Source organism: Chryseobacterium taeanense, from assembly GCF_900099685.1.
In the GTDB taxonomy this organism is placed as follows: Bacteria; Bacteroidota; Bacteroidia; order Flavobacteriales; family Weeksellaceae; genus Chryseobacterium; species Chryseobacterium taeanense.
The window spans coordinates 108,850-124,530 of the sequence record NZ_FNDW01000001.1 but is presented as its reverse complement, the minus strand read 5'-3'; the positions used below and the strand labels follow the sequence as shown (position 1 = coordinate 124,530).

The 15,681-nt window shown below is 34.9% G+C and carries 16 protein-coding genes; 8 read left to right on the top strand and 8 right to left on the bottom strand.

What is annotated here, in order from left to right:
* Positions 1–109 precede the first annotated feature (109 nt).
* Together BLR30_RS00590 and lpxB are read right to left on the bottom strand one after the other, a co-directional pair.
* On the bottom strand, positions 110–1,876 hold the full coding sequence (locus BLR30_RS00590; protein ID WP_089853195.1) for a ComEC/Rec2 family competence protein: 1,767 nt from the start codon (positions 1,874–1,876) through the stop codon (positions 110–112).
* A gap of 143 nt (positions 1,877–2,019) precedes the next feature.
* The gene (lpxB, locus tag BLR30_RS00585; protein WP_089853192.1) at positions 2,020–3,123 is read right to left on the bottom strand and encodes a lipid-A-disaccharide synthase; all 1,104 of its coding nucleotides are present in this window, start codon (positions 3,121–3,123) and stop codon (positions 2,020–2,022) included.
* A gap of 165 nt (positions 3,124–3,288) precedes the next feature.
* Here lpxB and BLR30_RS00580 point away from each other — a divergent pair, with 165 nt between their 5' ends.
* The gene (locus BLR30_RS00580; RefSeq protein WP_089853189.1) at positions 3,289–3,798 is read left to right on the top strand and encodes a DUF2480 family protein; all 510 of its coding nucleotides are present in this window, start codon (positions 3,289–3,291) and stop codon (positions 3,796–3,798) included.
* A 2-nt stretch (positions 3,799–3,800) separates the two neighbouring features.
* Positions 3,801–5,063, top strand: coding sequence for a protein O-mannosyl-transferase family (locus BLR30_RS00575; protein ID WP_089853186.1), 1,263 nt, complete (start codon positions 3,801–3,803; stop codon positions 5,061–5,063).
* A 48-nt stretch (positions 5,064–5,111) separates the two neighbouring features.
* On the opposite strand, the gene BLR30_RS00570 is transcribed toward BLR30_RS00575, so the two are convergent.
* Positions 5,112–5,231, bottom strand: coding sequence for a 30S ribosomal protein THX (locus tag BLR30_RS00570; protein ID WP_083862198.1), 120 nt, complete (start codon positions 5,229–5,231; stop codon positions 5,112–5,114).
* Positions 5,232–5,494: 263 nt separating this feature from the next.
* On the opposite strand from BLR30_RS00570, the gene aspS reads away from it, so the two are divergent.
* Positions 5,495–7,249 (top strand): aspartate--tRNA ligase, encoded by a 1,755-nt coding sequence (aspS, locus tag BLR30_RS00565; protein WP_089853183.1) that lies wholly within the window; start codon positions 5,495–5,497, stop codon positions 7,247–7,249.
* A gap of 47 nt (positions 7,250–7,296) precedes the next feature.
* Entirely contained in the window at positions 7,297–7,842 is a 546-nt protein-coding gene (locus tag BLR30_RS00560) for a hypothetical protein (protein ID WP_089853179.1), read from the top strand.
* Positions 7,843–7,892: 50 nt separating this feature from the next.
* Here BLR30_RS00560 and BLR30_RS00555 read toward each other — a convergent pair whose 3' ends face one another.
* Complete coding sequence (locus tag BLR30_RS00555) at positions 7,893–8,741, bottom strand: mechanosensitive ion channel family protein (protein WP_089853176.1); 849 nt, start codon at positions 8,739–8,741, stop codon at positions 7,893–7,895.
* Between the two features lie 360 nt (positions 8,742–9,101).
* Here BLR30_RS00555 and ku point away from each other — a divergent pair, with 360 nt between their 5' ends.
* The 4 genes from ku to BLR30_RS00535 are packed head-to-tail and all read left to right on the top strand — an operon-like array spanning position 9,102 to position 12,979.
* Positions 9,102–9,887, top strand: a complete 786-nt coding sequence (ku, locus tag BLR30_RS00550) for a non-homologous end joining protein Ku (protein ID WP_089853173.1) — start codon at positions 9,102–9,104, stop codon at positions 9,885–9,887.
* The gene (locus tag BLR30_RS00545) at positions 9,887–10,486 is read left to right on the top strand and encodes a DNA polymerase ligase N-terminal domain-containing protein (RefSeq protein ID WP_089853169.1); all 600 of its coding nucleotides are present in this window, start codon (positions 9,887–9,889) and stop codon (positions 10,484–10,486) included. Before ku ends, BLR30_RS00545 begins: the two co-directional genes overlap by 1 nt.
* Positions 10,487–10,527: 41 nt before the next feature.
* A complete protein-coding gene (gene ligD, locus BLR30_RS00540; protein WP_228400670.1) occupies positions 10,528–12,438 on the top strand; it encodes a DNA ligase D in 1,911 nt (636 codons plus the stop codon).
* A 31-nt stretch (positions 12,439–12,469) separates the two neighbouring features.
* The gene (locus BLR30_RS00535; protein ID WP_089853164.1) at positions 12,470–12,979 is read left to right on the top strand and encodes a hypothetical protein; all 510 of its coding nucleotides are present in this window, start codon (positions 12,470–12,472) and stop codon (positions 12,977–12,979) included.
* Here BLR30_RS00535 and BLR30_RS00530 read toward each other — a convergent pair whose 3' ends face one another.
* The 4 genes from BLR30_RS00530 to BLR30_RS00515 form a co-directional block, all read right to left on the bottom strand.
* The gene (locus BLR30_RS00530) at positions 12,980–13,711 is read right to left on the bottom strand and encodes an SDR family NAD(P)-dependent oxidoreductase (RefSeq protein ID WP_089853161.1); all 732 of its coding nucleotides are present in this window, start codon (positions 13,709–13,711) and stop codon (positions 12,980–12,982) included.
* 102 nt (positions 13,712–13,813) lie between these two features.
* Positions 13,814–14,197, bottom strand: coding sequence for a preprotein translocase subunit YajC (gene yajC, locus BLR30_RS00525; RefSeq protein WP_089853157.1), 384 nt, complete (start codon positions 14,195–14,197; stop codon positions 13,814–13,816).
* A 4-nt stretch (positions 14,198–14,201) separates the two neighbouring features.
* On the bottom strand, positions 14,202–14,699 hold the full coding sequence (locus BLR30_RS00520) for a DUF1573 domain-containing protein (RefSeq protein ID WP_089853154.1): 498 nt from the start codon (positions 14,697–14,699) through the stop codon (positions 14,202–14,204).
* A 10-nt stretch (positions 14,700–14,709) separates the two neighbouring features.
* Positions 14,710–15,615 (bottom strand): transcription antitermination protein NusB, encoded by a 906-nt coding sequence (locus BLR30_RS00515; protein ID WP_089853150.1) that lies wholly within the window; start codon positions 15,613–15,615, stop codon positions 14,710–14,712.
* Positions 15,616–15,681: the final 66 nt, after the last annotated feature.

Below are 15,681 nucleotides of genomic sequence, written 5' to 3'. Positions count from 1 at the left end.
AATGTTAACTAGATCAAAAAGTGAGAAATCTCACATATAGCCAGTTTGTAATCTTTCTAAATAAGCGTTAAAATATTATAAATAAAGGAAAAACGTAAAAGCGTAACAATTAATTCATCTTAAATATTTTGCCATGATAAACTACTTTCTGAGCTGAATCAGGAAGTGTTCTGATTTCAAAATAGTTTAGCCTCCTGGAAGCACAGTAAGGATTAATGATAAAATTTATAATCTTCTGTTTATCTGAATCTTTATCAATCCAGAAACAAACTGAAGTATTCTTCTTTACCGACAATAATTTATGTTTAGAAAAACTATGGATCAAAACTTCCGACCTGTTGTTTTCATAATAATCAAAACTCGTTCGCATGACTGAAAATGCCAAAACCATGATAATCACACGTGTGATATTTTTAATATTAAATTTTAAAAAGACAAACTTCAACCGATAAAAAATAAGATAAAGCATAATAACTTCTATGAAATTCATAGGAATTTTTTCAAAGAAAAGTGTATTAAAATCTGCAAACCAATGAATTACTTTCAACAAAAGCTGAATGATAAAATCGTATATTATATTGATAAGTTCAACATCTAAGTTAAAAGCGATTAAAGCTGTCATTACAAATGAAAACACAATAATAATTTCAGAAAACGGAACGATAAATAAGTTTGCCACAATTGAAATAAATGAAAACTGATGAAAATAATATAAAACCAACGGCAATGTGGCTAGTTGCGCAGAAATCGAAATGGAAATCGTATTGAAAACCAACTTTTTAATCCAATTGTCCTGTTTGGGAAAATAACTCAGGATTGGCTGATTTAGCCAGAATATGCCCAAAACAGCAAGAAAACTCAACTGAAATCCGACGTCGAAAAGCTGTTGTGTATCAAAAATTAAAATGATAAAAGCAGATAAAGCCAAAGCGTGCAAAATATCAGGTTTTCGTTGCAGTAAAACATATATAAAGTAAATGGTCAGCATCAGACTTGAACGTACCACCGAACTTCCAAAACCAATAAAAATGGTGAACGACCAGATTAAAACCAAACTTGAAACAATCGCATATTTTCTACATTTTAATGGCAAAATCTTAATCAACGAAAAATAAAACAATCCGAAAATTACAACAATATGCGTTCCCGAAATCGCCAGAAAGTGTACCAGCCCGGATCTGTTAAAATCCTGAACAGTCTGCGCATCAATTTCCGTGCGGTCTGCAAGAATAATTCCTTTTAAAAACTCTTTAGACTTTGATGATATATTGGTTTTATCAATATCCTGAAGGACTTCCAGTCTTTTCTGAGAAATTTTTTCGCCAAAACTTAAATTTTTTCTTTCAGCATAAAAAATTTTGTCGTTGACATAAGATTGATATTCAATATTTTTACGCCTGAGATATTTTGAATAATCGAACTGGAAATCATATTGTGGTTTTTTGGCTTCAGATATGTAGGCCTTTGTTTTATAATAATGCTTAAAATCTAGCTCTTTTTCACTTCTCGGAATATATAAAACCGTATTGAAATTTTCTTTTCCCACTTTTGCGGAAGCTTCATATTTCCTATTCTTATCGTTAGAATTCAGCTTTTTAGAAATTTTAAAAACAATGACATGACTTCCGGAAATAGAAATTTGTTGATTAAAAGAGTTATAAAAATGCAGAGCCATGCCAATTCCAAAAAACATGAAACATAAAACGTAAGGTTTTACCTTATAAAAAAAGTAGTTTCTAAGAAATGTTAAAATTAAAATAATCAGACAAATACCCATTATTGCATGGATATAATGTATATCTAAAGAAAATTTATCCTGAAAAAAAATTCCGAGGATAAAACATATGACAAGTATGAGAATAGGCTGTCGGCTCAACAATTGTGTTTTTTCAAAAATATTTAATTGAAAGGAAAATCCCTCATAAACATTTCAAAAATTTAAAAAACTTATTGAAATTCCTTTTGCAAAAGAAAAATCGCAGAAAAATTTTCTACGATTGGTATAATTTATTTTAAATTTTAAATCTTCAAAATGACCTCTGCCGCATTTTCACTGGCTCCTTTCCCGCCAAGTTTTTGTCTCAATAATTCATAATCTTTCAAAACCTGAGATCTTTTTTCACCTTCCAAAATCTTCTTTAATTCTTCTACAAGATTATTTGTATTTAAATCACTCTGAATCAACTCTTTTACAACTTCACGATCCATAATGAGATTAACCAGAGAAATATATTTAATGTTTTTAACCAGTCTTTTTGCAATGGCATAGGAAACTTTACTTCCCCGATAGCAAACGACTTCCGGCACATTCAGCAAAGCGGTTTCCAATGTTGCCGTTCCGGATGTAACCAAAGCCGCTTTTGAACACCTCAGCAAATCGTATGTTTTATTGGAAACAAAATGTACATTATCATCAACATAAGTTTCATAAAACTCTTTTGGCAAGCTTGGTGCTCCTGCAATGACAAACTGAAATTCCTTAAAATAAGGCCTCACCGAAAGCATCATCTGAAGCATTTTTTCTACTTCCTGCTTTCTTGAACCCGGCAATAACGCAATAATTTCCTTTTCGTTTAAATTATTTTCTTTTTTAAATTCTTCAATATCGACTTCCTCTAAAGTGGAAATTGCATCCAGCAAAGGATGTCCTACAAAATGCGAGTGAACACCATGTTTTTTATAAAAATCTTCTTCAAAAGGAAGAATCACCATCATTTCATCCACATATTTTTTAATAATCTCTACTCTTCCTTCCTTCCACGCCCAAAGTTGCGGTGAGATATAATACACGACTTTAATACCCAACTCTTTTGCAAATTTTGCAATTCTTAAATTAAATCCTGGATAATCAACCAGAATAAGAACATCCGGTCTGTTATTTTTAATATCTTCTTTACAAAATTTAATATTATTCAGAATCGTGCGCAAATTCATCGCGACTTCCAGAAAACCCATGAATGCAAGATCTCGGTAATGCTTTACCATTATTCCGCCCTGTTTTGCCATGAGATCGCCACCCCAAAACCTGAAGTCGGCATTCGGATCTTTCTGTTTCAAGGCTTTCATTAAATTACTCCCGTGCAAGTCTCCGGAAGCTTCTCCGGCAATGACATAATATTTCATTTCTGCTGAAATCTTTTATTTTTTTAATGGCCAAAAGCAACCTCTTTTCAAATTTCTCTTTGTCGACAACTGAAGTTATGGGAGGTTTCTATGACATGAATAGAGAACAAATTAAAACTTATAACATCTTTAATTTGTAAATTTGTCCAAAGATAATGATAAAAAATGTCAGAAGAATTTGAAATCCGAAATAAAGTTGCAGAGAGCGGTCTCATCAATTTTGATCTTACCGATCTTGTCCCGAAAGGCATTAGAAAAGGTATTGACCTAAAAGATTTCCTATTTATGGAAATGATTTTAAAAGAGAAAGACTTCCGTGAAAAAGTAGCTGCCATTGATGTAGAAGAATATCGTGATGCCTACGTTTATATCTACAATTCTGCAGATGCTATTGTACCACTTTGGGCTTATTTTTTAATTACAGCAAAGCTAACTGATGTTACAAAAAAAATAGTCTATGGAGACCGAGAAGATCTTGAAGTGATCCTGATGCATAATGCTATTAAAAATCACGATTTTGACGAAATGCGCGGGAAAAGAGTACTGGTAAAAGGCTGCTCCGACAAAGAGATTCCTGAAAATTCATACATAGAACTTGTAGAACAGCTAAAACCCGTTGTAAAATCACTGATGTTCGGTGAAGCATGCTCTAATGTTCCTATTTTAAAGAATTAATAATGCTTAAAAAAAACTATTATCCTTTTATTTTATCCCTCATTTTTTTCTTCATTTATTATGCCGGAAGTTTTAGAAAAATCCCCTTTGCAGATTGTGTAGGTTTTGTTTTTCTGGTAGAAAAAGGCGATTTTATGTCGGCGGCTACAGCGACTACCCACTTTCTGTATATAAATACAGCCATACTCCTGAAAAATTTATTTAATATCAGCGCAATAGAAGCAAGCCGGCTTTTAGTCATTGGATCTGCTGCTGCAACCGTTTCTGTAATTTATGCCAGTGTAAAAACCATCACAAAAACAGAATGGATCTCAATAACCTCAGCTTTTGTATTTGGTTTTAGTTTTTCTTTTTGGAGAAACGCTGAAATAGTGGAAGTTTACACTTATAATTCTTTATGGACAAGCCTGTTTTTTTATTGCATTATAAAATCATTCACAGAAGGTAAAAAACAATATATTGTTTGGGGGAGCTTTTGTTTAGGAATCAGCTTATGGATTCATATACAAAACATTATGCTCATTCCTGGTTTTCTGCTTTTCATCTTTTATTTCAGAGCAGAGAAAAAATATATGTATTCTTCCTTGCTGGTATTTACAGTGTTATTTATTTCTTTATTCATTTTAAATGTATCTCAGGGATTATCTTTTAATTCGCCTTACAGCTCCGATCAGGGAACCTGGGTTCAGGATTCATTTAAAAAGTCTGCCATACAATATGCTCAGGATTTGATAAAATCTGTGGTGTATTTGCTTTATAATTTCAATCTATTTACTGCCTTCGGTATCGTTGGAATTATTGCTTTATATAAATCCGACCGCAAAATGTTCTTTGTATTCTTTGCTGCTTCATTATTTGTATATGGGTTTGCAACTTTTTATGCTGTTTCGGACAATTATGTGTTTTTCATTCCCTTCAACATTATTTTTGCTTTGTCTATCGGCTATGGAATGTTCAGCATTAAAAAGCCTTTCGTGATAAAGATTTCCTGGATATGCTTACTGATTCCCGCATTATATTTTGCAGCCTTTAAGATTGCTTATAATACAAATAAAGGGAAAGAGTTTCATGACTTTAAAAGTTATAAAGGCGGGTTAAATTACTATATGCTTCCATGGATGAATAACAATTCCGGGATTCTGGAATTCACCATTGAAAAGAAAAAAGCACCCGAACCGGTAAACTGGATGACCTACAGCGCCTTAGAATACATAAAGCTATTAAAAAGCAAAGGCTACACTGAAGAAGAGATTAAAAAACTTTAGCTAATATCAAAAAAAATAGGCTGTCCGAAAAGTTTGGACAGCCTATTTTTAGCTTTTTGATTTCTCTTCTGAAGCAGCAACTGATTTAGAAGATTTTCTTGGTCTTCTCTTACCATAGCTTCCATTGTTAATCTTTCCTCTTCTGGATTTTTTGTCTCCTTTTCCCATAGTAATATAATTTAGTTGTAGCACGAAATTAGAGAATACTCTTTTAAAATCAAAGATTCAGCTGTTAAAATTATTATAAAAAATCCTACTCAATGGTGAATTCTAATTGTTAAACACTTATTAATTACTTCAGATTTTACTCAAAAACTTCCGAAAGGGAGTTTTTTTGTTTTAAAAACCTCTAAAAACCTTATCTTTGCCAACGAAAAATCAGACGTATAAAAGTCTAATTTCTAAAGTCTAATATCTAACATCTAAAAACAATGTTTCGATCGCACACCAACGGAGAATTATCTCTCAAAAATCTTAATGAAGAAGTTACACTTTCAGGATGGGTACAAACCATCCGTGATAAAGGATTTATGATTTGGATAGATCTTCGGGATCGTTACGGAATTACCCAATTGGTTTTCGACCAGGAGCGTTCTACCGCAGAACTGATGGAAAACGCTAAAAAACTGGGTCGAGAATTCGTGATTCAGGTAACCGGAAAAGTGATTGAAAGAGTAAGTAAAAACCCTAATATTCCAACAGGAGAAATTGAAATTTTGGTTGAAAAACTTGCCGTTCTTAATGAATCCCAGCTTCCGCCTTTCACGATTGAAGATGAAACGGACGGTGGTGAAGAATTGAGAATGAAATACCGTTATCTTGATATCAGAAGAAGCCCGGTAAAAGACAAACTGATTTTCCGTCACAAAATGGCGCAAAAAGTAAGAAATTATCTTTCAGACAATGGATTTATCGAGATTGAAACTCCGGTTTTAATTAAATCTACTCCGGAAGGAGCAAGAGACTTTGTTGTGCCAAGCAGAATGAATCCGGGACAGTTTTATGCGTTACCACAATCTCCACAGACTTTCAAACAGCTATTGATGGTAGGTGGAATGGACAAATATTTCCAGATTGTAAAATGTTTCCGTGATGAGGATTTAAGAGCCGACAGACAGCCGGAATTCACACAGATTGATTGTGAAATGGCTTTCGTAGAGCAGGAAGATGTGATGAATGTTTTTGAAGGAATGACAAAAACTTTATTGAAAGATATCACCGGTCAGGAATTCGGAGATTTCCCGAGAATGACGTTTGCAGATGCCATGCAGAAATACGGAAACGATAAACCGGATATCCGTTTCGGGATGGAATTCGTGGAACTGAATGATTTGGTAAAAGGAAAAGATTTCAAAATATTTGATGAAGCAGAACTGGTTGTCGGAATTAATGTAGAAGGATGTGCAGATTACACCAGAAAGCAAATCGATGAGCTTGTTGATTGGGTAAAAAGACCACAAATCGGCGCTTCAGGAATGGTGTGGGTTAAATTCCAGAATGATGGAGTGAAAACTTCTTCGGTTAACAAGTTTTATAGTGAAGAAGATTTAACCAACATCATCGAAAAATTCGGAGCTAAAGAAGGAGACTTAATGTTGATTCTTTCCGGAAATGAAAATAAAGTAAGAACCCAGCTTTCCGCTTTGAGAATGGAACTTGGAAACCGTTTGGGATTAAGAAAAGGAAATGAATTCGCTCCACTTTGGGTGGTAGACTTTCCTTTATTGGAGTTTGATGAAGAAAGTGGCCGCTACCATGCGATGCACCACCCTTTCACGTCTCCAAAGCCTGAAGATATTCACTTATTGGAAACAGATCCGGGGAGAGCGAGAGCCAATGCCTACGATATGGTACTGAATGGAAACGAAATCGGTGGAGGTTCCATCAGAATTTTCGATAAAGATCTACAGTCTAAAATGTTTGATCTTTTAGGATTCTCAAAAGAAGAAGCGGAAGCTCAGTTTGGTTTCTTAATGAATGCATTCAAATACGGAGCACCCCCTCATGGTGGATTGGCGTTCGGGTTTGACCGTTTGGTAGCTATTTTGGACGGAAATGAAGTAATCAGAGACTATATCGCATTCCCGAAAAATAATTCCGGGCGAGATGTAATGATTGATGCGCCATCTTCGATTGCTGATGAACAGCTGGATGAATTGGAATTACAATTAAATTTAAAAGCATAAATTAGAAGCGGAGAAAATTTCTCCGCTTTTTTTAATTATAACCAAACATGAACGAAGAAATTTTAACATACAATACCCAATGTTCAGAAGAAATTTTGAGAAAAATAAATCAGTCTGAATTTAAACGGCTTTGGAAAAACAATCTGAAGAAAAACACTAAAAATCTTTATTGGGGAATAACATTTATGATGGCCGGAGTTATTGCCATGCTTTTAAAAAACTATATCTTCGCAGCCTTTTTTATCGGCTTTTCTTTGGCTACAATTTCCTCCTATTTTAATTATTTATCTCAATACAAACAATATAAAAAAGTTTTTTCCGAAAAATTAGAAAGAAAAATTTCAAATCTTAAAATAAATTCAAAAGATGTAATTTGGGAATTCACACCTTTTCATTTCTCTTTCAAAAACTATGAATCTGAATATAAATTTATCTGGCAAGAAGTTACATACTGTATCTTAGACGATCAATACTTATATATTACAGCTTCAGATTTAATGAATTTTATTTTAGACAAAGACAACATTGATGAAATTACTCTTAATAAAACTATCACGTACCTTGAAGATAAATCAAAGTTTAAAGAAATTTAACTTATTGATTTTTAAGTATAATTAAAAAGTTATTTATTCCAATTCAAATCCTAAGAACGCTGATAAACATGCAAATCTCTCTGTGGAAAAGGGATCTCAATTCCGGCATCATCGAGTGCTTTTTTGCAATTGATAATTAATTCCTCGTTCATTGTCCAGAAATTATCCAGGGAAGTTGTTGCCCTTACAGAAAGATTTACCGCACTGTCTCCCAATTCTGTCACCACAACCTGTGGCGCAGGATCATCAAAAGCATACTGATTATTTTTAATCACATCAAGAAGAATATCTTTAGCCTGTTTCAGATCTGTATCATAAGAAACCCCGATATTGAACCAGGTACGGCGAGTTCCTAAATGCGTGTAATTGGTGATACTATTATTAGAAACATCTCCATTCGGAATTACAACCATTTGGTTTTGAGGCGTAATTAATCGAGTATGAAAAATGTCGATTTCCTGAACCGTGCCCGATTCTCCGGATTTTACTTCAATATAATCCCCTACTTTGAATGGTTTTAACAACAATATTAAAATTCCACCCGCAAAATTAGCAAGTGATCCCTGCAATGCCAAACCAATTGCCAGACCTGCGGCTCCGATCATGGCCACAAAAGCTGAGGTCTGTACTCCAAGCTGAGTAACAACAATGATGAACAATAAGATATTCAGTGCCCATGTAATCACATTGAGCATAAATTTTTGTAAAGAAATTTCGACATCCTTTTTTATGAAAGCCTTCGCGATGAGTTTTTTCGCAATTCCGATGAGCCATCGCCCTGCAATAAATATAAGAATAGCAGATACAAGTGCTGTAATCAATCGTGGAGCCATTGTGACGGCTGAAGAAATAAAGTTTTCCCAATTGTCCTGTACATTAGTCAAATTAAATTCTTTCATAAAAATATTTAGTTTTAAATTGAATTAATAGAAATCCGGTATATTCTGGATGATAAAATGAAAACCGAAATGATGTGTATTTACAGAAAGTGACACTTTCCTGAAAGAAGTAACAAAGGTAATAAAAATAAAAAAAATGAAGTAAAGTTATATGGATTTAAAAAACGGCCGACTCAAGGCATAAAGGTTTACGTTTTCCGAAAGACACTTTCGTCGCCCGACGAAAGCCCCTTACATCGGGCGTGATAAGGAGATTGCTTCGGGTGTCACAAGGTGTCTTCGTCGCCTGACGAGAGCACCTCTCGAAAATCTATTTCACACGGCACAATCATTGTACTTTTTATTATAAATCAAATTACAATGAAAGCAATCTGGAACGGCGCTATTGGCTTTGGCTTAGTAAATATTCCCATCAAGATTTATTCGGCAACAGAAACCAGTAAACTGGATCTGGATATGCTGGATAGATCAGATCTCTCGAATATCCGCTTTAAAAGGGTAAACGAAAACACCGGGAAGGAAGTAAAATGGGAAAATATTGTGAAAGGTTATCTCATGGATGATAAATACATTGTTCTTGATGAAGAAGATTATGAGGCAGCAAGTCCGGAAAAATCTAAAATACTTTCTATTGACCAGTTTGTAAAGGAATCTGAAGTTGATTCCGTTTACTTTGAAAACCCTTATTATTTGGAGCCTCAGAAGAACGGCGATAATGCGTACCGACTTCTCCTGAAAGCATTAGCGAAAACAGAGATGGTAGGCGTAGGCACATTTGTACTCCGTGAAAGTGAGGCAATCGGAATGATCCGACCTTATAATGATGAAATTCTAGTACTGAACCGGCTGAGATTTGCCCAAGAAATAAGGGATTACGGCGATTTGAAGATTCCTGCTAAAAAAGCCCCAAAGCCCGCCGAACTTAAAATGGCAGTCAACTTCATTGAGCAGCTTTCCCAGGAATTTGATCCTGAAATGTACAAAGACACTTATTCTGAATCTTTGATGAAAATTATTAAAAAGAAAGCGAAAGGAAAAACTATTAAAACTAAAAAAGCTGAACCGGCTAAAGAAGGTAAAGTGATCGACCTTATGGCGCAGCTGAAGGCCAGTTTACAAAGTTCCAAATCTAAAAATGCATCATAATGGCTTTAAAAGATTACAACGAAAAGAGAAAGTTCAACGAAACTACTGAACCGGAAGGAAAAACCAAAAAGAGCAAAGACAAGCTGATTTTTGTTATTCAACGTCATGCTGCTTCACGGCTGCATTATGATTTCAGGCTTGAGATGGATGGGGTGCTGAAGAGTTGGGCCGTTCCGAAAGGTCCGTCATTAGATCCGAAAGATAAACGTCTGGCGATGATGGTGGAAGATCATCCTTATGATTATAAAGATTTTGAAGGGAATATTCCGGAAGGGAATTATGGTGCCGGACAGGTAGAAATATGGGACAGCGGAACGTACGAACCTTTAGATCAGAACTCAAAGCTTTCTGATGAGAAAGAACTGTTTAAAGAACTTCATGCAGGGTCGTTGAAATTTATCCTTCACGGAAAAAAGTTAAAGGGCGAATTTGCTTTAGTAAAAATGAAAAACACGGAAGATAATGCATGGCTGCTGATTAAGCATAAAGATAATTTTGCAGAGAGCAACTATGACGCTGAAGAAAATACGGCAAAGAATTCTTTGGTAACGAAATTTTTAGAGGAAAAAAAAAGCTCAAAAGTCAGCGCAAAAAAGTAGCGAATGACGATATAAAACCACAGTTCAAACGATTTAATGATTTGGTTGATGAAAAAAAATTAGAACACTTCATCAAGCCTATGCTGGCAAAACCTCATGATGAGGCCTTTGATGATGAGGACTGGATTTTTGAAATAAAATGGGACGGCTATCGCGCTGTTGCTGATCTTAGAGAAGAACCTCTATTCTATTCCCGAAATGGGATTTCTTTTTTATCCAAATTTGAGAAAGTGGCGAAGGACTTCAACCTTCAGGAACGCAAAATGATTCTAGATGGCGAGATCGTAGCTTACGATGAAAATGGCAGACCTAATTTTCAGCTGCTACAACAGATTGGTGATAATCCTGATCTTGCTCTTGTCTATCAGGTTTTTGATCTTCTTTGGCTGAACGGTCATTCTACGGAGGAACTATCGTTGATTCAGCGCAAGGAACTTTTGAAGGAAGCTTTAATTGAAACAGATGTCATAAAATACTGTGACCATATTCCCGAAAAAGGTATCGATTTCTTTAAGCAGATGAAAAAAATGAAGCTGGAAGGCATGATCGCTAAAAAAGCGGACAGTCAATACACCGAAAATCACAGAACTTCCGACTGGCTTAAAATAAAATTCACCAATACTGAAGAAGCGATCATCTGTGGATTTACAGAACCTCGCGGATCAAGAGAAGGTTTCGGCGCACTGATTCTGGGAAAATACATTGACGGAAAACTTATCTATTGCGGACATACAGGAACGGGATTTAACCGTGAATCAATTAAAGAAATTCATGAAAGATTGAAGAAAATAATGGTAAAAAGTTCACCTTTTGAGACTAAACCTAAAACTAATATGCCCGTAACATGGACAAAACCTGAACTGGTGTGCGAAATAAAATATTCTGAAATCACTAAGGACGGTATCTTCAGACATCCGGTTTTTGTAGCCATCCGTGAAGATAAAGAGCCGGAGGAAGTAAAGAACTCTGCCGGTGAAATAGATCAAATCAACCAAAATACAAAATACATGAAAGCTACTAAAAAAGCAAAAATTTCTGAAAATGACAAAGAAATAACGCTGAACAGGCATAAGGTAAAACTGACCAATCAGGATAAAATCTATTTTCCTCAGGATGATATCACCAAAGGTGATGTGATTGAATATTACCAGTCGGTAGCTAACTATATTTTACCTCATTTAAAAAACCGTCCGCTTTCATTAAATCGTTTTCCGAATGGTATTGAAGAACAGAATTTTTATCAAAAAGATGCCAGCGATAACATCCCGGACTGGGTAAAAACAACCCAGGTATATTCGGAATCGAACGATAAGTATATCGATTATATTTACTGTAATGACAAAGCTACGCTTGCCTATCTTAATAATTTAGGATGCATCGACATGAATCCATGGAACTCTTCCCTACCCGATCTCGACCATCCTGATTTTCTGGTATTGGATCTGGATCCATCCAAAAAAAATACTTTTGATGATGTGATCGAAACCGCTATTCAGGTGCATGAGGTTTTAGAATCCATTAAAGTAGAAGGGTATTGTAAAACTTCAGGCAGTACGGGGATCCACATCTACGTTCCTATGGGCGGAAAATACGATTTTGACCAGGTGAAAGATTTTGCACACATTCTGATGAAGCAAGTTCATGACAAACTTCCGAAAATTACCACGCTGGAAAGAAGTCTTCAGAAAAGGGACAACAATAAAATTTACCTTGATTATCTTCAGAACAGAACGGGACAAACATTGGCGAGTGCTTACAGCTTGCGCCCAAAACAAGGAGCTTCCGTTTCCATGCCTTTGGAGTGGAAAGAACTGAAAAAAGGCTTAAAACCAACAGATTTTAATATTCATAATGCTTTGGACAGGATCAAAGAGAAAGGTGACTTGTTTAAGCCTGTTTTAGGGAAAGGAATTGATATGATGAAGGCTTTGGAGAGGTTGCAGGAATTGTAGTAATTGGTTATTTTTAGATAAAACTTATTACATGAAAAAATGCTTTGCTGTTCTATTACTAATTCTTTCTTTAAGTTGCTCTAAAAGCTCAAATATAAATTACTCTTTTGATAATATTTTAAGTTATAAGGACACTATATTTATAAAATCCAGATTTGCTGATTGTGGAGAATGGGGAGGTCATAATGAAATAATTAAGATTTATTCTGAAAAAGAACAAACTAAATTGGTTTACACCAGATACAGAGTCGATTGTGGAGTTAGAGATAGTACAGGATTAATTGTACAAAATGAAGAGACAAAAAAAAATATTGTTTTATCAATTTCTCAAAAAGCTGGCTTGATGAATTACATCAATAATGTGATGCAGTACAAATTCATGGAAAATGAATTTGGTAATAGCGGAAATTCTTTTTCTGTTGAAGACAGTGAAAATCAATTAAAAATTTCTCATTACGGTAGCAGTAGCATTCTGATGGAAAACTATAATGATTTAATGAATAAATTAGGCTTTCCAAGTGTCATTGTTAAAAGTGAATAATTAAGGCAACTTCGCCACCAAGCTTTCCGGCAACATTTTTAAAATCCAATAAATCATTTTCCATTTAAAGTTCGGAACAATGGTAAAGGAATTCCCTGCGTTGACAATGAATTTTGCGACGTAATCCGGTTCCATGATTAAAGATTCGTTTAACTGTAAACCTTCATTAATTTTTGTTCTTATATAACCGATTACCAACGCATTGACTTTGATATTTCTTGAAGCCAGCTCTTGTCTTAAACCCGCTAAATAAGTTATGAAAGCCGCTTTCGTACTTCCATACACGAAATTGCTTTTCCTTCCCCGAACACCTGAAAGTGATGATAATCCGATGATTCTTTCTAAATTCTTATTGGTTTCATCTGTTGCAATAATATTCAGAATAGAAACAGCTCCCATATAATTGACCATCATCATCTGTTGTACTCCTTTGAAATCTTTTAGTGCTTTTTCATTTTCAACTAAAAATCCTGCGGCATACACAACAATATGAGGTTTTGCGGGAAGTTCGTCATAGAATTTCTGATGTGAATCAAATTCAACGGAGTCAAAATGCAATACTGAAACTTGTGAATGCAAGCTATTTTCCTGAACGAATTTTTCTAAGGAAAGCGTATTTCTGGAAGCTGCCAGAATGAAGAAATCTTTTCGTACATATTGCAGAATACATTGCTTGGCAACATCTGAATTGGCACCGATGATGAGAACGGTTTTACTTGTGTTTTTATTCATGTGGCAAAGATATTATTTTACCTCATATTTCCGATATAAAAAGTTTCGGCGGGGTGAGCAATGCTCACCCCGCCGAAACGGAATATTTTTCAAAACAAAGAATTATTTTTTCTCAGTTTCGATTTCTTTTTTCTCTGTAGCTTTATCGGCTGTTTTTTCCGCAGCTTTAGCTTTATCACCAAAACGCGCTTCTGTAAATTCTCTTGAGACAGCCGCTTTTTCAAACTTCAGTTTTCCTGACAACGTTTCGATGATAAAACCATCATCCTGAACCTGGGCAATTCTTCCGTGAAGACCTGAAGTAAGCACTACTCTGGTTCCTACTTTAAGGGTTTGCTGAAAGTTTTTTTCCTGCTTCTGCTTTCTCATTTGCGGTCTTATCATTAAGAAATAAAAGCCAACAAACATTACTCCCATCATAATAAGCATCATGGAAGAATTTCCTCCCTGAGCAGGTGCCTGTAAAAAGATTGATAATAAATTCATGATGTTATGGTTGGATATTCGCAGTGAATGTTAATTTTATTGGAGTTTTTTCTACGTTTGCAAAAACATCTGCAAATTTACTTACGTTTCCGTCAAAGTTTGTAGAGTCGAAGTGTAACGTGATTTTTCCTTTTTTACCCGGCATGATCGGTTCTTTTGTAAAATCCGGAGCTGTACATCCGCAACCTGGCTTAACTTCTGAAATTACTAAAGGGTTTGTTCCTGTATTCGTAACTTCATATATATGCTCTACTTTATCTCCCTTTTTAATCTTACCAAAGTCGAAGTTGCTTTCGGAAAGAGCGATTGTAGTCAATGGCTGATTGGAAGCTGGTGTACCTGCAGGAGCTACAGCAGAGTCGCCCGCCACCGGAGTTACAGTCGCAGCAGAATCTGCACCAACAGAAGTTTCTGTTCCTGCTACTTCTTTGTTTTCTTTTTTACATGAAACCAAGCCAAGGCCTATTACTGATAAAGCGATAATTGATAACGTCTTTTTCATATTGAAATATTTATATTCTATTTAAATCTTTACAGTATTTATCTAAAATCCCGTTAATAAAAATATTGGATCGGTCTGTAGCGAATACTTTTGCAATCTCAATATATTCATTGATAATAACTCTTGAAGGTGTGAAAGGAAAATTATCAAGTTCCGAAATAGCAGTTGATAAAATCACTTTATCCATCAGCGAAACCCTTTCCAGATCCCAGTTTTCAAGTCTTTCTTCCAGCTTCTTTTCATTGTTTTCCCAACTGTCTAATGTATTTCTCAACAGTTTCATGGCGAAGGTTTTATCTTCATCATCTTTAATCATTTTGATTAAAGTTCTGCTTTCTTCATCTTCTTTCAGGAAACCGATTGTCTTCTGAACCATTGAGTTGGCAATATGAATGTCGTCATACCAGGAAAGTTCTTTATCTCCAAGATAATCATGGAAATCATCATTTTCGGCAATATATCTTAAAAACAGCTTGCCAATAAATTTCTGATCTTGTTCGAAAGAATATCCTTCTTCTTTCATAAAATCCTGATATCTTTTTCCTGCTGTAATTCTTTGGAAAGTTTTTACCAGAAGATCATCGTGCATATCCCATTTCAATTGTTTATGCTGACCGGTGAAGAATAATCTTTCCGGATTTTCTTCCAATTTAATTAAAACCTGATTATTGATGAATTTTTGGTTAGGATTGATGTTGGCATCGGTTTTAATAAACTTATTTTTACCGATTTCAATCTGGTGTTCTGCCAGTTCTTTAAGCGCCACCAAAAAGTTTAACTCATAAATATAGAGATGATAGATTTTCTCTATTCCGGTAAACATATTTTTCTCTAACACATCAAACTTTACAGGATTCTGGTAATATGAATACACAGTCTGTACTACTTTTTCACGGATTTGTCGTCTTCCTAACATTCAAAGAGCTTTTTATGGGTGCAAAGATACAAAATTTAAACTTTATGAAATTCGCAGTGTGATGAC